Here is a 24,812-nt window from a genome sequence, read left to right on the forward strand (position 1 = left end):
CTGCATACTTTCCAAAACCAGAAACAAGAAATTTTTTATACGTCTTTGTTAACGTTTAGTGCTTTATTCTTCATAATTAAGAACTTCAAATTTCATTCTTTCTTCTTCGTCAGTTTTAAAGTTTTTAAGTATGTTGTCTTTTATCTTTATAAACTTGTCTTTATACCTGGTATCTCTCAAATAAATTGAAAGTAGGGAATAATGATAGTTCAAATCTGATGGATTCTTGTCAACTAAACTTTCAGAAACTCTAACTGAGTTGTATAAAGATACTTCCGGAATTGGTATATTAACCAGATGCTTCAAATACCTACAGCCTTCCCCCGGTAGCATATACAAAGCTTTGGAAGTTAAGATGCATGGTAAAGTGGTAAAACGAGGGTTTGAGCGGGATCGCTTTTTCAGAATTCTGAAAAGGCTTTTGACAAGATGTTCAAATACGACCGGAATTATGTAGAAAGCTATGTTGCCAAAAAGATGTTGAGTAAGGATCCAAAACAATATTTTCCAGGCTTAAGAAACCTTAAATGGGCGCGGTCAATTACATTAGTCACCTTAACTGTATATTCCGAAAATTCGCTGATGACGACAATATCTCGGCCTCTCACCGCAGTTTATATCTCGCCTTTTTCGAGTTATGGAATCAGAAACATTTTCCAAAAATCATTATGCTAAATAGTAAAGAGGTGATGGCACTGGCTAAAATACGTTCCAGGACGACCTACCACAAACTACTTTGCTATCTAAAAGCCTGGCAGTACCTTCAATACCATCCCACCACTAATCCGCAAATGGGATCCCTCATTGAGATGTTCAGATTTGATACCCTACCTGATCAAAAAATGAACAGGACCTATCCAGTTTCTGAACAGGTACCTGTCCAAAAATTGGTCTCTAATAATAAACATAAGAGTAAACATATAATAAACTCTTTTAAAACAACTTGTCCAGAAAATGAACAAGTGGTTATTGACTATTTCAAGAAAAAATAGAAGTTCCCTGGAAGCTAAAAAATTCAATAATTTTTGTAAATCCATTGGTTGGAAATTAAATGGTAAAAATCCAATTACAAATTGGCAAGCCTGTGCCCGAGGTTGGATGCTAAGGCTGACAAAATAAAAAAAGATCTAAAGTCTAATTCACCGTCCCATAACCGGGACAACTTGCATACTAGTACGAATAAAAACTATGGGGAGCCATTGTGAAAAATTATGAGGTTAATTTTAATAGTGACAATAAATGGTTAAAATGCTACGTAACCATTGTAATTGAATCTGAGTAAGTATAGTTTAAGAGACTGGAGTCTCGTAAAATGATTATTTACTTTATGCCTATACCTAGACTAGAGAATGTTAACATTTATAAATATTGAGATCATTCGTTTTTTGTTCAAATTAATTTTTGAACGAAAAAAACCGAAATTCACCCGATTGCGGCCGATTATGGCCAATTATGGACGATCAAATTCTGATAGCGGACCTTATAAAAAATTTTTACTGTTTATTCTCCAAAAATATTGACGATCTTACCGAAGGCGACATAATTTGTCGCTTGTTAAGCTTAGTATTACAATATAAATAATAGCGATGAGAAAATTAGAGATAACACTTACCGAAGAGCAATACCAACATATCCAGGAAGAAATCAAATATGGAGGTAGGACAATGCTGGAAGAAGAGACTTTCGGAGGATATGAAATTACGCTTCATGTTGGCGTACCAAATATCTATACTTATATCGAAATGAGTTATATCAATAAGATCGACTTGGGAGAAGTGGAATGGAGTTTCAGTAAAAATTTTCAATCATTAAAAAACTAATAAAAGCCATCATCCCCATATCAAATTAAATAAAGTGAGTAGATCTAAACGCAAAACACCGATTCTTTCTCATTGCAAGGTTATTTCAGAAAAAGCCGAAAAGCAAAAAGCCAATCGCAAATTAAGAAGAATCATTAAAGAAAAATTAGCTCTGGCAGATGAGGATCTTCCGCAGAAAAAAGAAATTTCTGATAGTTGGAATTGGGGAAAAGACGGCAAATCTTATCGGACTGATCTAAGCAAGCAAGAAAAAAGCAAGTAATATGAATATACTATACTTACACGGATTAAAGAGTAAACTGAAGGAACCCAAACGAAAAATCCTGGAAAAATACGGCCAGGTGTTCGCTCCCGATATAGATTATTCAACAAAACATTTTCAACCAGAAACTATTCTAAAGCAATTCCCTACCACCGAATTCAACGTGGTAATGGGAAGTAGTATGGGTGCGCTAAATGCCTATGCGGTTTCAGAAATTATCGGCAGGCCCGCACTTTTGTTCAACCCTCCCCTGTCTAAATACCAAAACGTCGAAACCAAGAGCAAATTTACACGTGGAATTTCAACGAAACAGATATTATTAGGAGGAAGCGATGATATAGTAAATCCCGCAGAAACCCTGAATTTTCTCAGTAAAAACCTGCAACAATCTGAATTGGATATTCAGATTTCGCCACAGTTGGGACATCGTATACCTATCGATATTTTCACCCATCAGGTTAAGAAATTCTTTAAAGATATTTGTGCTTAAACCCATTTCGTCAGTTCGAGGGAAATCCTGAAATGATTTTGAATGAAGTTCAAAAACTTGTTCTCGATAAAATTTTTCAAAGAAAAATCACTCAAATTGACGTTTTTGAACTCCAATTAAACAACAAAAACCTATGTCTGTACGCCAAACCATAAAACGCCATTATAAGATCATTTCTCTACTTAGGTTAAGACCTATGAGTTATGAGGAAGTTCAAGATATGATGGCCGATGATCCCGATGCCGTTGAAGAAGATTTATTCAGTTCTCAGCGTACGTTTCAAAGGGATATTAAAGACATTGAAACTATCCATAAAATAGAAATCAAGTGTAACCGCAGCACCAAAAAATATGCTATTGTTGAAGATGTGGAAGAAACGCATTCCCAAAGATTACGGGAAAATTTTGACCTTCTAAATGCCATTCGGCTTTCAAAAAGTTTCGGAAACCAATTAATTTTTGAGGAAAGAAAACCTTTAGGCACGCATCATTTAGCCGGTTTATTACACGCCAGCCAAAATTTTTTAGAAGTAGCATTTGAATACCACAAATTCTGGGATACTTCTGTAAGTACCCGAAAAGTAAAACCCATTGCGCTTAAGGAAGCCAGGAATCGCTGGTATCTTATAGCTGAGGATACCAAAGATGATATCATCAAAAACTTTTCTCTGGATAGGATTCAGAAACTGGAGATTACCAAAGAGAAATTTAAACATATTGAATACCAGGCCTACGAAGAATTTAAAAATAGCTTCGGAATTATTAACGGCACTAACGAAGACCCGGTAAAAGTTATTCTTTCTTTCACCCCACGCGAAGGAAGATACGTAGAATCATTGCCGCTGCACCATAGCCAGAAGTTGATTTTGAATAATGAAAAAGAGATCAGGTTTAGTTATTTTATTCGGCCCACCTACGATTTCAGAATGGAAATTCTCTCTTATGGCGACCAGGTAAAAGTAGTTGAGCCGAAAGCTTTACAGACCCAAATCAAGAAAGAGCTGCAAAGCAGTATTTCAAATTATAAATAAGTTTGCAGATCCATTAACTAAAAGATTCCATTCAGTTATACTACACTGATTAAATCTATTAACGCTTATTAGTTTATATATTACTTAGCTATCCAATATCAATGGATTCCCAAAGGAGCTGACGTGGTTTAAGTAAGGCGATTTTTCTAGCAAATGAGAAGTAACAATTTTACTATATTGAAAATTCTTAATTAAAGCATTAACTATGTCTAACTATCCTTTTTATTACAAAGTTAAATTCCACCTAATTACCCGTGATAAGGAAAATATCCTTCAATTTCATGATAGAGAAAAGGAATTTTCTAATTCAGATCCCCTGAAGGCAAGGGAAGAAGCCTTTGAAGAATTTGAAGAATATCTCAGTTTTTTAAAAAAGACTAAAAAGCTAGAGAAAGACGAAAGAGGTAATTATAGAATTATAAGTCCATCCGGTCTACCAGAGCCACCGCTATTTACAGATGAAGATTCTGAAGAAAAGATTAGTGATTATCTTTTAAAATTTTCAGAGTATTTAGAGTTTAGAGAGGAGATAGAGGTTCTCATTGTTATTAATGATGATGATTTAATGGATGAAATTGGATATGGTGATCGGGTATTTCCCATCCACACTGTTGCATCCTATTCAGTAGATGCGCAAGAGTTAATAGACAACCTGGAAATGGTAGAATTGCAACTCTATAAAAGAACGGGTGTAAAAGTGGATAGTGATACTAAAAGAAAAATGCATTTTGGTGAAGATTATGAAGACTCAGGTGAAGAAATGGAAGGTGCTGTAAGAACAATACTCCCTACCCCATTTAATTGGCAAAGTAGAGAAGAATATCGAAAAGTGATGAGTAAAAATGAGGAAGATGATGAAGCTTTAGAATCCGATCATCTTAGCTGGGAAAAAATAATTGCTGGAGGAGAAACAAATAACGTAGAACTAAAATCCAGCCTTGTTTACAATTTTAGTGCAGAATTGCCCAATCGGATACCTTTCTTTAATAATGCAAAGACAATTACTGGTTTTCTCAATTCGAATGGTGGTTTATTAATAATAGGTGTGAATGATAGCGGCATACCTCAAGGTATTGAAAATGATAAAAAATTTCTTGGAAATAGGGATAAGGTTCGATTAAAAGTAGATGATTTAATGTCAACCTATTTTAGTAATACAATTGCTTCCCTAATAAATGTTTCTTTTGAAACTGTATCGGAAACGGAAATTCTGGTAATAGAAGTAAAACCAAGTAGAACACCTGTTTTTCTTAAAAATTATAATTATGATACCCGAAAAACCACTAAACATTTTTTTATCAGAAGAAGTGCTTCAACCTCAGAATTGAAAGACGTGGAAGAAATGGTTACATATATTCTAAATCATTGGTATAATGCTGATAATTGATATGATAAGACTTAAACAGGTTTCTAAAATATTTAAAATAATATGATAGATTTTAATAGTATTGAAGCTCTAAAAAAAAATGGATTTAAAGGATTTAAAAGTGTTGAAGAACTCAACTTAAATCCACAACTACTTCCCAATCAAAAGGGAGTTTACTTAGTCTTAAATATATCAGATAAAAAAACTGAATTTTTAGAAAAAGGAGTAGGTGGATTTTTTAAAGGTAAGGATCCAAATTTACCTATTGCTGAACTAAAAAGAAATTGGGTAGAAGATTGTAAAACCATCTATATAGGTAAAGCTGGAGGTCTAAGTAGTAATGCAACTTTAAGAAGCAGATTAAAGCAATATTTAAAGTTTGGACAAGGAAAAAATGTTGGCCATTATGGGGGAAGACTTATATGGCAATTAGATCATCATTTAAATCTAATATTTTGTTGGCTACCAATAGAGGACAGTGAACCAAGAGATTTAGAAAAAAAATTATTAGTAGATTTTATTCAGCAATTTGGTCAAAGACCCTATGCAAATTTAACTGGATAAATCTTTTTAAACATCTATAAAAGTTGCTAGTTCTATGATAACGATAAAATTTGATTAAACTCAATTTTTTCAAGAAATCGATAATAATTACGGGAAACCCTATTCTAAGCTTTAAGAAAATATTTAGATTTACAGTTATTACCCCCCCGCTCTCTTCAACGAAAGAAGATATTTACTTTAAATTGAAAATTTAGTGGGACTTAAAAAGAATTAATAATCAACCTACTTGACTATGCTAAAAAAATTAGATCAGAAACTTACCGAATTAAATAGTGAATTAACAGAAATAGCAGGTGAGCTAAAATTTGAGCCTATTTGTGAATTTGATATGGCTACTGCTAAAGAAATTCCTTGGGAAAAACTAAAGTCCAAAGGAATTTACCTGGTGGAGATTCAAAATAATTCCAACCATGAATTATTTAAAGACTGGGTAGAAGAATTCCAGGCTGAATGGGAAATGGAAGAATATAAATGGCGCTTTGTACCTAATCTTAAGAAAAAAAGGATTAAAATGCATAGTGAATACAATACTCCCCATCTGTAAGACAGTTTAAAGATATTTATAATTATTTATGATGCTATTTTTTTGAGGTTATAAATTTGATCAGGGGGTACTTTTCCTATTTCTGTATGTCTTCTCTTGGTATTGTAGAATTCAATATACTGCCTTACCATTTGATAAAGATCAACACCTCCGTTGGGAGGATTTAAATAGATCTTTTCATATTTGATTGACTTCCAGAAACGTTCGATGTAGATATTATCTAAAGCTCTTCCTTTACCATCCATGGATATTTGTATGTTATGCTTTTTAAGTACATCAATATACTGAGTGCTGGTGTATTGCACTCCCTGGTCGGAGTTATGTATCTCAGGTGCCCCGTATTGGACGATAGTGTCCTCTAAGAGTTCTATACACCACTCTTTGTCCATAGAGTTCGAGATACTCCAGTTAAGGATTTTTCTACTGTAGACATCAATGATTGCATTCATATACATAAAGCCACGAAACATAGGAATATAAGTAATATCGGTCTGCCATAACTGATTGGGTCGCTCTATTACCAGGTCTTTTAGCAGATAAGGAAACTTATAGCTTTTAGGGTCTCTGATGGTAGTTTTAGGCTTTCTGTAAATGGTTTGTAATCCCATAACCTTATACAAGCGTCTTATTCTTTTGACGTTTACATGGTACCCAAGATCAAGGTTCAGGTAATCGGTCATGCGTTCTACTCCATAGTAAGGATGTTCCAAAAATTGAACATCGATATCCTTCATTATTCTAAGATTCAGCGGACTCTCGCTCTTGGGCTTGTAATAGAGACCGGAACGATGAATATTAAGAATAATACATTGTTGAACAAGACTTAGCCTTGGATGGGATTTAACTACCTTCTGTCTTCTTTCGGTAGTACTCATTTGCCCAAGACTTTCTTTAAAAAATCATTTTCCACTTGTAACTGGCCGATTTTACTGTAAAGGGGCGCGGTATCCGAATCGGAATCTTCTTTTTCAGATTTGGCTCCAAAGGCCAGGTCGGCATTCTTTAAGAACTCCCGTTTCCAACTGGATATTTGGGTAGGATGTATTTCAAATTTGGCGGCAAGTTCTTGCAAACTTGTCTGATCTTTGATCGCTTCAATAGCGACTTTAGCCTTGAAAGAGGCACTGAATTTTCTTCTTGGTGTTTTCATATTGACAGGGTTAATTTACAACTTAATTTCCTGTCCTATATTTGGGGAGTATTATAGAACTAAATGAATGGATTCCAATATATTTAGGAAAATCTAGAAATATTGAAAAAAGGATTTATGAACACATTTTCATTGATCTACATAGAAATACATTTGCTTTGAAGCTTAATTGTAGAGAGAACATGCACGACAAGAATTTTAGATTAAGCGTCCTGAAAATAGAAACAGCAAATTACGATTGGGTGGTACCTAAATTGGAAAGATACTTTAGAGATAAATTAAATCCGCTAATAGGAAAACAATAACCTTAATCAAGCCAATAAATTCTCCAGCTTATCCTTCCATTTCTTCCAGTCAGGCATTTCTTTGGATTGTAATTCAAAGAATGCCTTTGTGTGATTGCGTTCTATCAGGTGGCAAAGTTCATGGGTAATTACATATTCAATACATGGCTTGGGGGCTTTAATGAGTTCTGGATTTAGGATTATTTTTCCTTTGGGAGTACAACTCCCCCACCTTGTGGGCATATCATGCAGCTGGACACCTCTTGGCTCCACTCCATATTTTCTGAATTTCTCAATAATCGGTGCTGCAATTTCAGGAAATTTGATTCGCGCACGATCCCTGTACCAGTAATTAAGAAGCTTGCCGGCATCTTTCTTGGTTTTAGCTTTCACCGCTATACTCCCGCCTAAATATTTCACTTCATTATGATTTCCCTCCTGAACTTTTAAAAGATATTGTCTACCCAGATAAAAATGGGTTTCGCCACTTATATACTTTCGTTCAGAAATTCTTGGATGAAATGATAAAAAATAACTTTGTTGGTTTAATATCCAGGGAGCGCGTTTTTTTACTTTTTCCCGTACTTTTTCAATAGAGCTCAACTCAGGGGCTTTAACGATCACCTTCATTTCCGGGGTCACCGTAATACCCAAAGTTTTCCGCTCTTTGAACTCAAGGTCATACTTTATAGTTGCTGACCCGTACTTTATTTCATCAATCATCTCCTATTTGTATCTAATCTTCGCTACTTCTACCATCTTTTCAGCAAAACTGTCAATCTCACTAAATGACAAATTGAGGTCGTATTTATCCCTTATCTCGTCAATCAGATAATCTCCAATAAGGAATACCATTTTTTTAGGTATATCCGGTTTGTTGGTATGCCAGTCCACCACGATCAAATCTTTAATAATTTGGTCTGTCTTTAAGGCTATCTCTACCGAGATTACTTCAAGCACCTCACTGTCCTGAATTTTGTCCTTGAGCTCTTCTACTGAAATACCATAGAAAGCTTTAGCTACTTCTTCATTCTTTAAAGCTTGCGGAATCTCAGAATCCGTTCTGCTCAAAACTTTATTCATTAAGTCTTTTACCTTTATAAGATATTCTTTCTCTGATAAGCGATGTTCTTCAAATTCCCTAATAGTTTCCTTTAGCATTTCCGAAAACTTTTTATAGAACGCGGGATCCTCTTCCATTTTTTCTGAAATATGTTTAGAGGTTCGTGATGCTATTTTATCTGCTTTTGCTGCTTCACCCAATGTTTTTTCTACTTCATCCTGAAAAGCATCTCTATTAAAAATGTTTACAAGTTCAGTAATTGGTTCTACTTTTTCGGTTAAAATGTGGGTGTCGATCAATTTCTGGATTTGCCCCTCGTATTGAGAATAATCTACAGCATCAGAAAAACGCTGTAATACAGTCTTTCTCAGTTTTATAAAAAAGGCAAGATCCTCTTTATATTTTTCAATGATTGTATCTGCTGTATTTTGATGAAAATGAAGTGAGGACAACGCCATCTTCAAAATTCTGGCATAATGCGAAAGCACATTATAGAACCTAGCTCTTATTGCCTCATCTCTTAATAACTGCTGATAAGCCTCTGCATCCTTTTTATTTTCAACCTCTTTAAATAAATCCCAAAGTTCTGAATGTTTCTGCGGAAGCTTTTTAATTTCTTCATCAATATTGGTAAATGTTCCTTTAAGGTCTTCTTCATCAAAATCTTCAAAAGAGTAAGTTGCCAAAGCCTCGTCCAGATTATCAATTACCCCATAATAATCAATAATATAACCATAGTCTTTATCTGGATATATTCTATTTACTCTGGCTATTGCCTGAAGAAGGGTATGTTCTTTTAGATTTCTGGTTAAATAAAGAGCTATATTCCGGGGGGCATCAAATCCAGTTAAAAGTTTATCTACCACTATAATTATTTCCGGTTCATCATTATGTTTAAAACGATTTACAATGTTCTCCTCGTACTTTTTTGGAGAACCATGCTGATCCATCATTTTTCTCCAAAACTGTTTTACCTCATCCGGTGTTTCTCCATAAGCACTTTCCTCCCCTTCTCTATCATCGGGGCCCGAAATGACAACTTCTGAAGAAACTATACCTATGGCATCTAAATAGTTTTTATAACGAATAGCAGCCTTTTTGGAAGGAGTTACCAATTGACCTTTAAATGGTGTACTCTGGAAATTTTTCTCATAATGTTTGCTGATATCCCAACAGATAGCATAAACTTTTTGGTCGGCTATGTTTAGCTGGTCAGCCCTGCTAAATTTTCGTTTTAAATCTGCTTTTTCGTAATCATTAAGCGGTTCAGAAATTAAATTGAAATAATTATCCATCTGAGAGGAAGATACTTTTTGAAAGGCATGTCTTCCTTCATAAAGTAAAGGTACAACAGCTTTGTCTTTCACCGCCTGGTCTACAGTGTAAGCGTCAATTAAAGTTCCGAATTTGGATAAGGTATTTTTGTCTTTTTTGAATAAGGGAGTACCGGTTAAAGCAATATAACAGGCATTAGGCAGGGTTTTCTGCATTTCTAAATTAAAAGTTCCATGCTGGGTTCTATGCCCTTCATCTACCAAAACAAATATATTCTGACTTTCAAGAGGCTCCTTTATCTTTTTAACTGCCGTATCAAACTTGTTTATTATCGTGGTGATTACCGTATCATTGTCACTAGTAAGTAGATTTACCAGGCCCGCTCCCGTAGGCGCTTTTTCTACCGGAATTCCACACTTATAAAAAGTTTCTGCAATTTGCTTATCTAGTTCAGTTCGATCAGTTACCAGGATGATCTTAGGGTTTTTTATGGACTTCTCAAGTGCAATTGCTTCCGCCAGCATAACCATCGTCAAAGATTTCCCACTGCCCTGTGTATGCCAAATAACTCCTCCTTTTCGCTTTCCATTTTCAACAATTTTTATTTGTTCAATTGTTTTCTTGATAGCAAAATACTGCTGGTATCGGGCTATTTTCTTTTCACCATTATCATAGAGCGTGAAGTTAAAGACGAAATCCAGAAGTCTCTCAGGACTGCACAAGCCATATAAATAAAAATCCTGCTGCGTTGGAAGTACGGAATCCATTTCAAGAGCTCTGAAATAATAAGCAACATAAGGATATCGCTCCCCAAAAATAACTGACCAATCTTCTTTGGATAAGGCTTTATTTTTTAATCTGTAAAGCTGTTCATTATACCTGTTTTCATCCTTTTCATTTTTAAACTTTTCTTCCCAGTGGCTCCAAAACTTTTCGGGAGTGCCGAGTGTGGCATATCGGCCTGAACTACTGGAAATACTCAATAAGTTTTGAGCATAAATATATAACCCCCTAATACCATCTTCCTGCTGATTTCGCAAATGTTGCGAAATGGCCTGCTTTATAGGGTTTTTAAGATCGGGACGTTTACACTCTATAACCGAAATTGGTATTCCATTAATAAACAACACAAGGTCTGGGCGGTAGTGTTCTTTACTTCCCATTCTCATTACGGGGAATTCCTCGGTGACGTGATACACATTATTTTCCGGGTACTTCCAATCTATAAATTGCAGGGTGAAACTTTTTTTATCGCCATCTATATTTTGCTCCAGGGCTTTACCCAAAGTTAGAAGGTTATAAATCTTCTCTGAGGCCGAAATCATACCCTCAGCCATAGAAATATCTTTAAGCGCAAGTATTCCATTTTCAATATTGGAATCACTAAAAATTGAAGTTCTTGTAGAAGAAACCTGGATACTGTTTATTTTTTTCAGTTGTGGTCGCAGAATATCCTCGAGCAGTACATTACTTGTTTTACCAGCTCTATATTTTAAAGCCTGCTCCGGACTCAGATATTTATAGCCTAAATTAATAAGCATCTTTAGAGCAGGAATCTGTGAAATATGATCTTCTTTAAAACTGGGTGTATCCATGAAACTTATTTTTAATTTACCGAAAATGTCTAGACTACTATAAAACCGTCACCGCCAGCTTCCTTTTCGGTAAGATAGACGCCATCTAAAACCTCATAAGCTTTCGGTTCTTCATTTAAATAGAAGTAAAAACGTTTTACTCCTTCCTTTTTACTATAAGCTTCATGAGTGTTTTTAAGGAGTAAATTTGAAACCGCATAATCCTTCTGGCCATCTTCAAATCTCACTCTTAATATATATACATTTTCAAGCTCCTTTTCCAATTGAGTGCCATCTTCCAATTCGGCCCTTAATTTGAATGGCTCATCCGGCTTGGAAACCTCAGTAACCTCTGGAAGTTCAAATGATTTCCCCCAATGGTATTTTTGATTATTTTCACTTTCTTTACCCCAATGATACTCATCAGCATATTCTTGTGAATAATCATTATTAATACACTTGTAATTTATTTGTAATCTCATTCTTCTTTCGCGTTTAAATGGGGATGAAATGGATGTTCCCATTTTCCAGTTATAAGATATAATTCATAAAATATAAACCATTCTTGAGTCCATGGTATAATAGTGTTATATAAGTTGTGCTTCTTAGGATCCCATATAAAATCATCACTTTCGGAATGATACAAGCAGAGTGCATTATCTTTTGGAAACATATGAATATCATCATTATATTCAATTACAGGATCCTTTACATATACCCGAGGATTATACCTTCCATCATATCTTAGTTCAAATACATATTCTGGAGATAAATCAGTTGGCTGTGTTTTACCTTTGCATATAAGTTTATTATTATGAATTGAGCAATCCAAAAAATCATAATGCATTCTAATAAAATTCCTTTCTCTTATTAAAATTTGCATTCTAAAAAGTTGAGCATGATTATTCAACCTATTTTTATGGAACTTTTTTTTACCCGCCATAATTCGTGTGGGGCTTATTCTTTATTCCCTCAGATTTTTCATTTATCGCTCCATCTCTTTGCGTATAAGCAGAACCATTTAATATACTAGCTTTTAAACCCTTTAATTTCCCTTCTTTTTCATCTACATTTTCATCTTTTCCCTTAGGAAATTTTTCTCCTAAATGCTTTCTCCAGAGACGACTAGCTTTAAGCTGATTTGTTTCATTTTCCGTAGCTTCAATAGCATCATCCTTAAAACTTTTCAACTCATTCATGAAGTCTTCCTTTTTTGCTTCATCATAGTCTTCGAAAAGGTCATCGTTGGGCGTGGCAGGAACTACACACGAAAAATTATTTTTTAAAGATGTATGTATTTTTTTCAGAGTTTCCTTTAGACTAACATCATCCCTTTCATCTTCAGAAAAATTATTAGAAGCTAATATTGTCATAGCTAATCCAGAAGGCATCTTTCTTCGGATATTATCACCCCAACCTTTTAAATACTTTACAGTCCTGTGCAACTGCCCATTTTTATCTTTTTTTTCATTAAACCATTCATATAATTCTTTAGGATCACTTTCCTCTAGGTCACTATCCTTAACGGCCAATAATGGGTGGTCTTTCTCCTTGGGAAAATAATACACCGGAAAGTCAGTATGATAATCAGCCTTGTATATAACTCTTATACATTTTTTGCGGTGTTGATTATCAGTAGAAGTAGCTCCCTCTAAAGCATTTTTCACCCAACTCTGCAAGGTAGTTCCAGAAACTCCTTCATCTCTAACAAAATAAACTCCATCATCTAAATCGCATTCATCATCCTTAGTTAGAATGGTTGTTTTCATTTTGTATGAACCCTGAATCCAAAATTTAGGTACATATTCGGGATGTTTTTCCTTAAAATGTTTTTCTATCTTTTTGCGTAACTCATCTTTAGATTTTTTAAGACGGTCATTTTTTTCTCGCTTAATTTTTAGATTATTTTTATAATCAAAAAATAATTTATTGCAATTGGCCATAGTTGTTAAATATTAAAAGTTTTTTCAGTTTTGAAGAAGTTCATTACTTGAGGATCTAAAGTCTTGGTATAACCCTCATGCTCTCCCAGGGACTTCAAAGTTTTTAAAGCTTTTTTATCAGCTCTATCCATTTCCAATACTTTCATTTGAGGTTCTGAGAGCGAAGGGGATTTAATTCTTATGTACTTAGACTTTTCATCTATTTTCTGGATAGCTGTATCCAGAAAAAAATCTGTGAAATAGGCCTGACCATCCATAGAAACCTCAATTAATTTGGACTGCCATCCCACAAAAGATCTTTTCTTACGAACGTCAGATGCCCATCCATTAGATTTAGAAATACTCGCTACAGATAAGATTTCCACGTGGGTATAATTCTCTCCATCGATAAAATATTTAATAGCTTCTAAAAGTCCACACATTGAAGGATTGTTAGCCCATAAACCACCATCTACATAATAGGTGTTATTATATTCATGAATCGGGAAGTAAGTCGGCGCAGCAGTAGTGGCTAAGGCCGCATCCACAACCGGAATATTTTCATCCATAGTGAATTCTCCAAAGGGCTTTTTAAACATTCTCGGCATTCCTTTAGTTAAATTAAAGCTTGGAATACAAAGCAAATTATTTAGTTCTCCTAATTTCAATTCACCAAAAGTTTCTTCTAATACTTTTTTCAAGGCTTTATTTGAAAATTTTCCGAAGAAAAAAGTTTGTGTAAAGGTTTGAAGAATTGATCTATGAAACCATCTAAAAAAACGATTCTCAAAAGTTGGAAAAATTTTATTCCCTTTATAAAAGTATAAGTCTGTGAGTTCCTTCGCAGGTTTACCGGCTGCTATTCCCAATGCAATAAGCCCACCTGTAGAAGTCCCGCAAATCATATCAAAACATTCGCCTGCCTTTTTACCTGATTTTTCTTCTAGACGTTCAATCACGGAAGCACTATAAAGTCCTTTTATACCACCACCATCAATAGATAAGATTTTAAAGGGTTTATTTGCCTCCATTAAGATCTTTTATTTCCTCTTCAGATACAGTGGGATTTTCCAGCATCCATTCTTTGATATCACTTCCAATATTTTCTCCAGTATTAATTTTTGTTTTAAGAGTGTCTAATTTTTCAAAGGATCTGTTTGCAATATTTTCATCATCTGTTTTACGACATTTAATTGCGTGAATAAGGGATATTTTCCTAAAAAGTGTAATCATAATATTTAGTTTTAGTTTAGTTTTAGTTTAGTTTGCTTCTAATCTCTTTTTACCGGTTAATAACTGTTGCATCAAACCTTTCTTCTGGTTTTGAAGCATCTCTTTTTTCTTTTTTAATAAATCTATTTCTTGCTGAGAAGCTTCTAGAACCTTGGTGATAGCCATTTGTTCTTCTGTCCCAGGTATACTTATTTTCTCTTTCAAAAAAAGCTTAAAATCAAAAGTCATCTTTTCAATATGCACTCCATAGCTGGAAATGTAGCACTGATGATAAAATTGCGGTAGTTTGGAATACCAGTTTAAAAAGTTAATATTCAGTATTTTTTTATCCCTGCTGACTAGGGCGATATAGGATCCGGAAATCTTCATTCCGTCAAAATCTTCAGTCGTTAATCCAGATGCACCGTGAACTATTTGCATTTTGGAAATAAGAAAATCTTCTGCTTGAGCAGTTCTTAAATTTTTCGTTTTTATCTGATGTCCGAATAAACTTTCCCTATGAAATAGCCCTCCGCTTCTTCGGCGTACACTTATTAGATCATATTCTGCACTATCTTTCCATTCAAAATTTCTTTTAACCTCTGTTAGAAGTTCCTTATACGAATACTCTTTCCACTCCCCATTAAACCCTGTCAACCGCTTTTTACCAGTAAGCAACTGCTGCATCAGTCCTTTTTTAAGAGTTTTTTTTCGCTCAATTAGCTTTTCAACTTTTATAATTGGACTATTCAAACAATTGAGAACCTCAGCAATTCTCGTTTGTTCTTTAAGAGGTGGTACAATTAGAGACAAGGAATTTAATGCTTGTTGATTAATATTGGTGTTTGCGCTTATCGTACTTTTATTAAGTAATCGATTTCGAAATCTTGCTTCGGAAAAACAATGTTTTTTAAATTGCGTGGACAAATATTTATTCCCTCTAAAACGAATTATAAAGCCACTAAAAACGGTATTACTCAAATCAGATTGTACTACTGAGGTGAGGCCGACGCCTTCGGGTTTTACGGAAGAACGAACAAAAAGTACATCACCAGTTTTTAGGTTATAATTCTTCCTGTCTTTTTCTGTAGAATTGACTAATGGAAGCTTTTTTTCTTCAGAATCATTAATTTGAAAAACATCATTCAGGCTCACGAAGGGATAACCAAACCCGAATTGATCTTTATCCTTGTTAATACCATTTTTAAATGTGCCAATATCTCCTAATTCTAGAATTTCCCAGTCCTCAGGAATCCACCCCAATTTCGTTTTTTTATAGCCTGGTTTTACCTCTTTTGCCGCAATTGTGGTCATTATTTTAAGTTTTTAGGATTTGTAATAAATTCATTCAGACTTCGGATAAAATTCTTCATTTGCTCCTTTACCAAAGCCTTAAATTTATTCTCATCTATTTCATCCCCGTAATAATATATTTTGGAGCCTTTTTGTGTGGAAAAATTTAGAGTATATTGATATAAATCAAAATTTATCTTGAACCAAAAACTTTTTGAAATCCTTTTTGGGAGAGCAATTTTTAGAGTCTCCAAATTTATTTCAAAACTCAGATTCTTGATAGTATCTTTCTTTATATTCTTTAAATAGAGTTCAGGTTCATCTATTATTTGATTAAAAGGGTTGCTCGTATTGTTTGCTTTTACCGTCGCTTTAGATTTTTCAAAATGATCTCTTATTTCGCTCCAGTAACGATCGGTTTCAAATAGCATAGGAAGGAATACGGTATTTAGAACTTTGTCTACCCTTTCATTATTTCTTTTTACCACGTTTTGTTTTTCCCCAATCGCTTTTACTCGTTGATTAAATAATTGTATTTCTTTAGATATGTCATCAACCTCCTCAATTTCTCTCCCTTCAATAGCATCCAGTATTAGTTGCAAAGAGTTTTGCAGGGTTTTAGCCATTAACCGGTAAAACAAATCAGGGTTCCCATTGTAAGCCTGTATATCGGCCAGAGTTTGATAGTAGCCTTCTTTTTCGTCGTCTTTGATAATAATTGGAGGGTAACCACAGGAAATAAGTATTAGGTTGGTGAAAATCCTTGCAGTACGCCCGTTTCCATCAAAAAATGGGTGGATTGAAACGTAATCTAAATGGAAGTCTGCAGCAATAAATAATGGATGTTTTGCTGCTTTTGAACCTTTAAAAAAGGCATCCAGATCGGCATTTACACGATTTAAGAGCTCGTGTATTTCTTCAGTCACATCCCCGGGTTGTGTAAATGAAATTTTTTCATTTTTGTAATTTATAATTTCATTGGGGCGGGATTTCCATTTGCCAATTTCCTGTTTTTTCTCAGGATCATCTTCTTCCTTAATAATAGCTTTATGAACTTCTTTAATCCGCTTTTCTGACAAACGCTTCTTGCCGGCGCCCATTTGTAATATTTCCCGCACAACTTCATCGTGACCGTTCATTTCCAGCACATCCTTTAAAGGTTTACCTTCTACAGAAACATTACCTACCATCACACTACGGGTCTCATCGCGGGTAAGAGTACCACCTTCCATCCGGTTACTGTAATAGTTCCAGTCTAAACGAAACTTGTAATTTATCTTTTTCAAAACCCCTTCCGGAAATTTTCCATGGGAATCTATTTGATGCTTCAAAGCTTCTATTTCTTCAATGATTTTTTGAGTTTTCATAGAAATTTCATTTTAGGTGCAATTTTCCGGATTTCTGTAGGGACACCCCCTAACTTACTGCTATTTGATCTGGTACTTATACTATTAATCCTTATTCAAAAAAGGTGCATTAATCCATGTTTTACGTACAGGTTTTTCTTTTCAGGTAATAAAATCTTCATTTTTTGTACACGTTATTTTTTAAAACCCAGTTCTTCCATATATTTTTTCATTTCCCCCCGTACTTCAACAAGTTCTTCTTCAAGTTTTTCAATTTCTTCCTGAACGGCCGGGATATCCACTTCCTCCTCCTCTTCGAAGGTATCTACATAGCGAGGAATATTAAGGTTGAAATCATTTTCTTTCATCTCCTCAAATGTGGCTATATAACTATACTTTTCCTCGGTAACGCCGGCTTCAAATTCTCCATTTTTAAAACTGTTGAAGGTTTCCAGAATTTTAGGAATGTCCTTGTCTTCTCTTAACTTGTTCTGGTTCTTACCACTTTTATAATGCTTGCTGGCATCAATAAACAAAACCTTATCACCAGTCTTAGAAGAATCCAGTTTGCGTTGTTTATTAAAAATTAAAATCGCAGCCGGTATTCCCGTCCCAAAAAATAAATTTGCAGGGAGTCCGATTACAGCTTCAAGTAAATTTTCTTCGATTAATTTCTGACGAATTTTCCCCTCGCTGCTACCTCTAAAAAGAACACCATGCGGAACAACCACACCTATTTTTCCCGTTGTCTCGTTGGCAACTTCTATCATATGTGTAATAAAAGCCCAATCTCCACGACTCTTTGGCGGCACACCTCTCCAGAACCTGGAATATTTATCAGAGGCCGCATCATCAGCTCCCCACTTGTCAAGTGAAAATGGCGGATTTGCCACCACTGTATCAAACTTCATTAAAGAATCACCTTCCTTGTGCTTAGGGTTTCTTATGGTGTCACCCCAACGAATTGCAGCTCCATCAAAACCATGTAAAAACATATTCATCACAGCCAAGGCCCAGGTACTTCCATTGGCTTCCTGTCCAAACAGCGAGAAGTTATCACTACCAACCTCTTTGGCGGCTTTAATTAATAAAGATCCCGATCCACAAGTGGGATCATATATTCTGGCTCCGGGCTCACTTTTAGTAAGTTTGGCTAAGAGTGTAGAAACTTCTGATGGGGTATAAAATTCCCCAGCTTTTTTCCCGGCATCGCTGGCAAAGTTAGCAATCAGGAATTCATACGCATCCCCAATGATATCCCTGCTTTCCAAATGGGAAGGCATTAAATCAAGTTTATTAAAGTCCTTAAGAAGCTCTTTTAATCTTTGGTTCTTCTGTTTTTCATCACCAAGATTATTGCTGTTAAAAGATATATTTCGAAAAATCCCTGAACCGTCTTCACTGGTAAGTTTTTCCCGGTTGGCTTCTTCAAGATCTGCAAGAGCAATATCTATTATTTCACCCACATTAGATTCGTTTCGGTGCTCATAGAGATAATCAAAATGGGCATTTTTAGGAAGAACAAAACGCTCCATACTCATAGCCCGGTCTGTCCTGGATTCATCCCCTTCATATTTCTTTAGATACTTGCTGCGCTTTTCCTTATTTACATCACTTACATACTTCACAAAAAGCATAGTAAGGATATAATCTTTATACTGACTGGGATCTATAATACCGCGAAAGGTATCACATGCCTCCCAAACGGTTTTGTTTATGTCCTGGGTTTTAATGGTGCTCATATCTATTTAACTAAGTTTATTAATTGATAATTTAAAAGCTCTTCTTTTAGTTTATTTAATTCCTTCTTGATATCTTTCTCTTTCAGCCTTATCTCTTCGAACTGAACTATTTTTTGCTGCATTTCTATTTCGGGAATCGGGATTTCTACTTCCGCCAATTTGGATTTACTAATAGATGGGATTGAAGAACCCGTTGATAAACCCACGAGAGATTTTTGGGTTTCTGGGTGATTTAAATACCACGCTACAAAACCAGGTTCTACATTCTTCTTTAATCGAAGGACAAAAAAAACTGACGAAGCCACTGCAGGTGATACTTCTCCTTTAAAAACAGCAGCAAAGAAATGGTGCCCTTTTGCGGCAAATAAAATATCCCCCTGAGCTAAAAGATGCTTAGGAAGTTTTTCAGAGTCTGAAATTCTAGGTTCAATATCTTGTTTTAAATGAAAATTGCCATCAAAATCCCGGGCCATCAAATAATAAATTTCAGCTCCAGAATGAGTTCTGGAGAACAGGCCGGATTTAATTTGAGCTAAATTTTTCAACTTGACTTTCATGATATTGTTCTGTTACTACAGCCGCAAATTAAAGTCATTTAAATCTTACACACAAGTATATTCTCATTTATTATTCAGTATATATTATACTAAAACTTATATTGGGCCTGATAAATTCACCTCATCCCTTTTATTTATTGACTTTATCAACAATAATCCTAAAAGAACTCGCACCTAAATTATTTTCAGAAAAAATTATATTTCCATAACTTTTTGTAAAATGAATATTGGGATAATTCCGCAGTTCCGGAATAGCTTCATACCAGAATTTCTTGCTCCTGGGAATAATTATTAAAGCATCTCTTTCCATAGCACTTCTTACCAGCTGAAAATTGTACTCCTGACTTGGCAGATAGGAGGAGAAGTATTCCTCCTTTAATAACTTCTTGTAGATTGGTTTGAACTTCTTGGAGTGATATGGAAAGAACTGAACCTTTGCGATGTTTTTAGCAACCTTTTCAACTCCTGCCTTATTTATTAAAGGCTGTAGCTTTTGCTTCCAGTAAGGTGATTGCTTGATATACTCATCATCAAGACAAAAGAGAGGTGAATTTTCTATAGGGGAAATATATTGAATTTGTTTTAGCCACCAGGATTCATAATTCCTGTAATAACCGGTCTTTTCTTCCTTCTCATCATAGCCCGGGTTGAGTACAAGGATAAGCACGGGAGCAGTATGGACATTTCCCATAAAAGGGGCTGGAAAAATGGAGGTGTGGATTTTGTATTCTTCCCCAACCTTTGCATTGAATTTTGCAATAATGGATTGCTCTTCTTTTAGAATGTAGCCCTGTCTAATCTGATCGTTAGCTAATTTAAGCCAGGGGTTAAGTAAATTCGTCAAAATTTAACAATTAGTTGCAATGTTATCTCTTCAAACATTCTAAACTTTTGTTGGTATTCGTTAGAAAGAGAAAAAACTTGTTTTACACCAGACAGGTTTGAGGCAATATCTAAAAGTGAATTTAGTTCACTAGAAATTGTTAATTCCATTTTATGTAATGAAAGCAGGTTTCCCTTTGCTAAGTCAGGATTACGGGAATCCAATAAATTTCTAATATTTAAATCTCCCTTGAGTCGCTCTTCATAGGTTTTGTAAGCCGCTGCATAATTAGGTGTTCTATTTTCCCCAAAAGTCTGATGTAATTTATAAACTCGCTTATTAGCTTCTTCTCTTTTCTTTTTTATTTTGTTGTTAATACTTGCTTTCGGAATTCTTAAGCCGGTTTTATTCTCAAATTCAAATTCTTTAATTTCAGTAATCACGTTGTTAGCTTCAATTTCCGAAGCACCTAATAATTGGCAGATGTGGCAAAAGTTATTTATTTTTTCAATTTGAATATTTTGGGATGATGTGCTTAGTTCAACAAATTCGCTTTTTTTGAATGGATGTGTGATGTACACAGAGCCTATTTTAGGATATTTTTGTCCAGAAAAAATAATAGAACTCTTTTCCATTTCAGCTATATCTTCTAAACTTTTTAAGCTTATTGGATTATTCTTAAAAGTTCTATACTCTTCTTCCCACTTTGCGGCTTTGACCTGGTATTTATCTAAAAATACAATTACACTATCTTTCATAATTTATAAAAAAATTCCCTTGTTTTATTCATTTCACTATAGCTCAGTAAATTTATTGGTATAGGACCTTTTATTTTTTTTGTATACCCGGGTACATCTGAGATTTCTGAGTATAGTAATTCTCGCAGATCAGCTCTATCCATCTCAAGTACATCAACATGAGTGGCTAAAATTATTAACTTCACCTTCTTCTTCATTTTCTTCAGAACATAATACAACAGAACCTTTGCTTCTTCTTTATAATCTTTACTTGTTATAAACTTTTCAGCGTTAAAGAGATAAAAGACTAAATTACTCTTACCTATTTCTTCCGCATAAAGATTTTTTATAGATTCATCAGAGCCGGAAACATCTAAGCCTGGTTCGATATAGATTTTTTTGCTTTTGTAATTAAATGTGGCCACTTCTTCATGGTAAGTTCCTTCTGCAGGAGTTCTTTCGACTGTGTTTTTGCGGCGTAGATAATTTTGATAAGTGGTTTTACCACTATCTCGCAGACCGAGTACGGCAATTTTTCTTTCTTCTTTAGTTATTTCCTTAATTCCATAGGTTACTATACCTACGCCACCTAAAACAGCTCCTGCTAGTTTTAATGTGGCAGAAGGAACCTTTTTCAGTAATGAGATCATTTTTTGTTCTTTAATAGGTTCTTAATATATCCCTTCCCTACAATGTTGCCCTGATTCCTTTTATACGCGATAACTTTTAGGTTTTCTGAGGTCAAAAAATATTTATAAGAGTCAGTTTTCTCTTCCTCCAGTTTATCAGAAAAAAGCACAGCAAGTTCATCGTAGGCTTTAAAGCCTTCAGCTACTATTATTTCAGGCCGCAGACAATCAATCAGTTGCTTTGTCCATATTCGCCCCTGATGAAATATTTTTTGGCTGAGTTCCTCAGGAAGAAGTTTTAATAGTTTGTTGAAATCTGCAACATTATCTGTTGCCCAATAGTAGAAGTTGGTTTTTACTGTTTGATTCTCTAAATCCTCTTCCCTCCCCGCCTGCCGGAATAGATCTTTGGTTTGTTCGCCAAGGCTATGCTTGTTAAGGTAATACTCCATAGCAGTCATGGGCTCAAAGTTCTCGGCAATATATCCATGGTGCTTAAAATAGCCGCCTCCGGGATTAAAGCCAATAAGTAGAATTTTAGGTTTTTGAATTAATGGACTGTATAAAAGTTGACAGCCTTTATATAATGATTTGATATCAGGATTATCCTCCGCGGCTGCGTGGATCTGTTGATGCAAAAGAATAGCCCCTTCAGATATTTCTGAATAGTAAGTAGGTTTCATTGTCGATTTGGTTAAGCAAATTTTAAGGTAGGGGCTTAAAATCTTGTTAAATATATTGAATCTTATTGTAGGAAAAAAGAGGAAATCCGTAATCCGGCTTTTTTCCTGATTTTTTAGCTTCTCATTACTTCAGTGCTTAAAAAATGGTTTTTGCAGTACTTTAATTATTTATAGCCGCCTCCCAAATCTCCATAACCTCGTAGTAATTTTTTATTGCTTCCTGACCATCTGGATAATCCACCAGCAACACGTCATTAAATATTTCCGATTCCCACTCCTTTGAGCCGGGATTAAAGATGTACTCTTTCCTGCCTTTGAATTCGATCTTTACCTGATTTGTTTTAGGCTCTACGTCGAAATATTCATTCACGGAGACTGATTTGACTTTTGAAAGTTCAACGGCATTTCCGTTAAGGTTGATAATTTGAGACATATATATTAAATTTTTGGTTTACACATTTCTCTAAAACACTCATAAATCATCACCATCGCCAAAGTATCCAGCTCGCAGTAGCGAAGCAGGGCCTTATTGATGGCTTCTCTTTCCTCCGGAGCCAGGGCTGGAAATTGAAGTTTTTGGTAGGCAAATAAGGCGGCTCCTCCATCGGCGATTTCAGGAATACTTTCAGTGATTTGTTCCAGCTTATCACTGTCCCAATTTTCAAATACAGGGGGTAAAGCTTTGTAAGGGCTTACAGCCTTTCCGTTTTCCAGCCTGAGAAAGATATGGTCGAGGTCAAAATTCTTGCTGCTCACATCAATTTCCGACAGGGGTTTTTGATATTTCTCCAGTAAATAGCTACTGGACTGCAGCACCGCTGGCAAAACGGCTTTTATGGAATTTGAACCACCCGTTATCGGGTCGTAATAATAATTCACCACGGTTTTCTGCAGGTCTATCATATCCCTCTCCCCATTCCAGCTTTTTGCATTCCTGCTTGTATTATGGCTTATGCTTTCTATGAATTGCAACAGCTCCTCTTTATCCGAATCAGCCGAATTTCGCAGCTGATCATAGATTACATTTACAATCGTATTTTCGTGATTGTGATACCTAAAAATACTTCCGTCATTACCTTCAAGAGACTTCTTTAAAGCACGAATAAAATCAAAATTTGGATATACTCCCGGCCCGGTATTTAGATGTTCGTTAAAATGTTCAACCATGCCATCTTCGTGAACTATATGGTGACTGAACTGGAAAGCCAGCTGTTCGTAGGGTCTCATATCTTTGAAGAAAGGAAGAGCAACCGCGGTGGTCTCAAAATCGATAAAATTTAAGGGGAACTTCCATGAAGCGAGTTCTGCTCTCAGGTTCTCCAAGTCAAAATATGGTTCACTATCCTTTTGCACGGTTTTCTTAATTTGCAACCATTGACGCTCAGATCTGCTAAGTTTCCCGGCTTCAGGTTTTACCGTGAAATCTTCCTCTGAGATTTCTTTCATAAAATATTTTCCTTCTTCCAAGAGCTTTCTTGCCGGATTGTACCAAACATCATAGATCTTTGGCTCATCTACTTCAGCGACTGGAAGCTTAAGTTCCTCAACCCAGCATTCGTGGAAACCACTTTTCTTTTCCGAAGCTTGTTCGGACTTAAACTCACAACCTTTACAGTGGGCACCTATTCCCAGAAATAGTTTTCGATCCTCCTGATAATGACTCCTAAACAAGCTTAGCATTTCTTCAAAACTCAAAGTTTCGTCCATAGGATTTTCATTCAGAATCAGATTAACTTCAGCATCAATATTTATCTCACAGAGAATGGAATCTCCCAGGTTTTGCTTTGTAAGCCCTTCTTTTTTCTCAATCCCGGTACGCAAATTGGAGTCGGCCACCACTTTAAAACATTGGTGCAGCCCATCTACAGTTGTGGGAGCATCTTTATCAACCAGTTTCAGAAAGCTGCAAATCTCCCATTGCGGATGACACAACTGCATTACATATTTTTGAAAGGCCACATCATACAGGTAGTGGTCCATCCCTCCCTGTAGCTTATTCCCTTTTGAATTGAGGTAAGACTCATGTCGCTCTCCCGAAACTGATTTTGCCTTCACCTCCAACAGCCGTACTTTATTTCCTTTTTTAACCAGAATATCTACCCGAATAAAAAGTCCATTGATCAGAAAGGCAGGTTCGAAAATCGTCACTTCATCCTGAGTCAAAAGTTTCCGGGTTTCATCAGCCAATTTCTGATAATCGTAATCATCACCAATGAGTGCAATACCTCCCGGATGCTCCATCCGCGCCAGTTCTTCTACCTGGAAGCCACCCTGAGCCAGCTGCTCCAGGAAGCTATCGGTATCGGCACTGTTTTCATATTCCGGTTTTCGGGTATAGTAAAGTTTTGTTGGACAATCCAGAGCGAGTTTAAACCGGGATTTGGTAAGATAGCGTGGTGATTTCAAAAGTTTTATTTTATAGTTCTAAAAAATACGATTTTGAGTT

At 35.4% G+C, this 24,812-nt stretch carries 29 protein-coding genes; 9 read left to right on the forward strand and 20 right to left on the reverse strand.

The features are described from left to right. Positions 1–63 precede the first annotated feature (63 nt). Positions 64–333: a hypothetical protein gene (locus LB465_RS18510; protein WP_394370935.1), complete on the reverse strand. Its 270-nt coding sequence runs from the start codon at positions 331–333 to the stop codon at positions 64–66. Between the two features lie 96 nt (positions 334–429). Between LB465_RS18510 and LB465_RS18515 the strand changes: the two genes are divergently transcribed. The 9 genes from LB465_RS18515 (at position 430) to LB465_RS12530 (ending at position 6,076) form a co-directional block, all read left to right on the forward strand. After that, entirely contained in the window at positions 430–675 is a 246-nt protein-coding gene (locus tag LB465_RS18515; RefSeq protein ID WP_394370936.1) for a hypothetical protein, read from the forward strand. Beyond that, positions 669–992, forward strand: a complete 324-nt coding sequence (locus LB465_RS12495; RefSeq protein ID WP_224470202.1) for a hypothetical protein — start codon at positions 669–671, stop codon at positions 990–992. The genes LB465_RS18515 and LB465_RS12495 overlap by 7 nt, the downstream gene beginning before the upstream one ends. 594 nt (positions 993–1,586) lie before the next feature. Then, positions 1,587–1,820, forward strand: a complete 234-nt coding sequence (locus tag LB465_RS12500; protein ID WP_079712209.1) for a hypothetical protein — start codon at positions 1,587–1,589, stop codon at positions 1,818–1,820. 34 nt (positions 1,821–1,854) lie between these two features. After that, positions 1,855–2,082, forward strand: coding sequence for a hypothetical protein (locus LB465_RS12505; RefSeq protein ID WP_224470203.1), 228 nt, complete (start codon positions 1,855–1,857; stop codon positions 2,080–2,082). Between the two features lies 1 nt (position 2,083). Beyond that, on the forward strand, positions 2,084–2,572 hold the full coding sequence (locus LB465_RS12510; protein WP_224470204.1) for a YqiA/YcfP family alpha/beta fold hydrolase: 489 nt from the start codon (positions 2,084–2,086) through the stop codon (positions 2,570–2,572). Between the two features lie 133 nt (positions 2,573–2,705). Then, positions 2,706–3,602 (forward strand): helix-turn-helix transcriptional regulator, encoded by an 897-nt coding sequence (locus LB465_RS12515; RefSeq protein WP_224470205.1) that lies wholly within the window; start codon positions 2,706–2,708, stop codon positions 3,600–3,602. Positions 3,603–3,807: 205 nt separating this feature from the next. Further along, entirely contained in the window at positions 3,808–4,989 is a 1,182-nt protein-coding gene (locus tag LB465_RS12520) for an AlbA family DNA-binding domain-containing protein (protein ID WP_224470206.1), read from the forward strand. Positions 4,990–5,031: 42 nt separating this feature from the next. Then, positions 5,032–5,532: a hypothetical protein gene (locus tag LB465_RS12525; protein WP_224470207.1), complete on the forward strand. Its 501-nt coding sequence runs from the start codon at positions 5,032–5,034 to the stop codon at positions 5,530–5,532. Positions 5,533–5,764: 232 nt separating this feature from the next. Further along, entirely contained in the window at positions 5,765–6,076 is a 312-nt protein-coding gene (locus LB465_RS12530) for a hypothetical protein (protein ID WP_224470208.1), read from the forward strand. 26 nt (positions 6,077–6,102) lie between these two features. Here LB465_RS12530 and LB465_RS12535 read toward each other — a convergent pair whose 3' ends face one another. From LB465_RS12535 to LB465_RS12625, 19 genes are all read right to left on the reverse strand, one after another. Next, positions 6,103–6,951 carry an IS3 family transposase gene (locus LB465_RS12535; RefSeq protein WP_224470209.1) on the reverse strand — a complete coding sequence of 283 codons (849 nt, stop codon included), beginning with the start codon at positions 6,949–6,951 and terminating at the stop codon, positions 6,103–6,105. Further along, positions 6,948–7,226 carry a transposase gene (locus tag LB465_RS12540; RefSeq protein ID WP_224470210.1) on the reverse strand — a complete coding sequence of 93 codons (279 nt, stop codon included), beginning with the start codon at positions 7,224–7,226 and terminating at the stop codon, positions 6,948–6,950. Before LB465_RS12540 ends, LB465_RS12535 begins: the two co-directional genes overlap by 4 nt. A 311-nt stretch (positions 7,227–7,537) precedes the next feature. Continuing rightward, positions 7,538–8,233: a M48 family metallopeptidase gene (locus tag LB465_RS12545; RefSeq protein WP_224470211.1), complete on the reverse strand. Its 696-nt coding sequence runs from the start codon at positions 8,231–8,233 to the stop codon at positions 7,538–7,540. A 3-nt stretch (positions 8,234–8,236) separates the two neighbouring features. Continuing rightward, positions 8,237–11,443 (reverse strand): type I restriction endonuclease subunit R, encoded by a 3,207-nt coding sequence (locus LB465_RS12550; RefSeq protein WP_224470212.1) that lies wholly within the window; start codon positions 11,441–11,443, stop codon positions 8,237–8,239. Positions 11,444–11,472: 29 nt separating this feature from the next. After that, positions 11,473–11,904, reverse strand: coding sequence for a hypothetical protein (locus LB465_RS12555; RefSeq protein WP_224470213.1), 432 nt, complete (start codon positions 11,902–11,904; stop codon positions 11,473–11,475). Then, positions 11,901–12,365, reverse strand: coding sequence for a hypothetical protein (locus LB465_RS12560; RefSeq protein WP_224470214.1), 465 nt, complete (start codon positions 12,363–12,365; stop codon positions 11,901–11,903). The genes LB465_RS12555 and LB465_RS12560 overlap by 4 nt, the downstream gene beginning before the upstream one ends. After that, positions 12,355–13,365 carry a CBASS cGAMP synthase gene (locus LB465_RS12565; RefSeq protein WP_224470215.1) on the reverse strand — a complete coding sequence of 337 codons (1,011 nt, stop codon included), beginning with the start codon at positions 13,363–13,365 and terminating at the stop codon, positions 12,355–12,357. Before LB465_RS12565 ends, LB465_RS12560 begins: the two co-directional genes overlap by 11 nt. A 5-nt stretch (positions 13,366–13,370) precedes the next feature. After that, on the reverse strand, positions 13,371–14,375 hold the full coding sequence (locus tag LB465_RS12570) for a CBASS cGAMP-activated phospholipase (protein ID WP_224470216.1): 1,005 nt from the start codon (positions 14,373–14,375) through the stop codon (positions 13,371–13,373). Then, positions 14,362–14,577, reverse strand: coding sequence for a hypothetical protein (locus tag LB465_RS12575; RefSeq protein WP_224470217.1), 216 nt, complete (start codon positions 14,575–14,577; stop codon positions 14,362–14,364). The genes LB465_RS12570 and LB465_RS12575 overlap by 14 nt, the downstream gene beginning before the upstream one ends. Positions 14,578–14,604: 27 nt before the next feature. Further along, positions 14,605–15,870, reverse strand: a complete 1,266-nt coding sequence (locus LB465_RS12580; RefSeq protein WP_224470218.1) for a restriction endonuclease subunit S — start codon at positions 15,868–15,870, stop codon at positions 14,605–14,607. Beyond that, entirely contained in the window at positions 15,870–17,216 is a 1,347-nt protein-coding gene (locus LB465_RS12585) for a Fic family protein (protein WP_224470219.1), read from the reverse strand. The genes LB465_RS12580 and LB465_RS12585 overlap by 1 nt, the downstream gene beginning before the upstream one ends. Positions 17,217–17,389: 173 nt before the next feature. Beyond that, complete coding sequence (locus tag LB465_RS12590; protein ID WP_224470220.1) at positions 17,390–18,937, reverse strand: type I restriction-modification system subunit M; 1,548 nt, start codon at positions 18,935–18,937, stop codon at positions 17,390–17,392. 2 nt (positions 18,938–18,939) lie between these two features. After that, on the reverse strand, positions 18,940–19,482 hold the full coding sequence (locus LB465_RS12595; RefSeq protein ID WP_237690525.1) for a restriction endonuclease subunit S: 543 nt from the start codon (positions 19,480–19,482) through the stop codon (positions 18,940–18,942). A 142-nt stretch (positions 19,483–19,624) separates the two neighbouring features. Further along, a complete protein-coding gene (locus LB465_RS12600; RefSeq protein ID WP_224470222.1) occupies positions 19,625–20,338 on the reverse strand; it encodes a hypothetical protein in 714 nt (237 codons plus the stop codon). Continuing rightward, positions 20,335–21,075, reverse strand: a complete 741-nt coding sequence (locus LB465_RS12605) for a hypothetical protein (RefSeq protein WP_224470223.1) — start codon at positions 21,073–21,075, stop codon at positions 20,335–20,337. The genes LB465_RS12600 and LB465_RS12605 overlap by 4 nt, the downstream gene beginning before the upstream one ends. Next, entirely contained in the window at positions 21,072–21,704 is a 633-nt protein-coding gene (locus tag LB465_RS12610) for a GTPase domain-containing protein (protein ID WP_224470224.1), read from the reverse strand. The genes LB465_RS12605 and LB465_RS12610 overlap by 4 nt, the downstream gene beginning before the upstream one ends. Further along, a complete protein-coding gene (locus LB465_RS12615) occupies positions 21,701–22,366 on the reverse strand; it encodes a hypothetical protein (protein WP_224470225.1) in 666 nt (221 codons plus the stop codon). The genes LB465_RS12610 and LB465_RS12615 overlap by 4 nt, the downstream gene beginning before the upstream one ends. A 160-nt stretch (positions 22,367–22,526) precedes the next feature. After that, positions 22,527–22,799, reverse strand: coding sequence for a hypothetical protein (locus LB465_RS12620; protein WP_224470226.1), 273 nt, complete (start codon positions 22,797–22,799; stop codon positions 22,527–22,529). Positions 22,800–22,804: 5 nt separating this feature from the next. Beyond that, the gene (locus LB465_RS12625; protein ID WP_224470227.1) at positions 22,805–24,772 is read right to left on the reverse strand and encodes a DUF2779 domain-containing protein; all 1,968 of its coding nucleotides are present in this window, start codon (positions 24,770–24,772) and stop codon (positions 22,805–22,807) included. Between the last annotated feature and the right edge of the window lie 40 nt (positions 24,773–24,812).

Origin of the sequence: Salegentibacter lacus, from assembly GCF_020164555.1 — a bacterium.
Taxonomy (GTDB): Bacteria; Bacteroidota; Bacteroidia; order Flavobacteriales; family Flavobacteriaceae; genus Salegentibacter; species Salegentibacter lacus.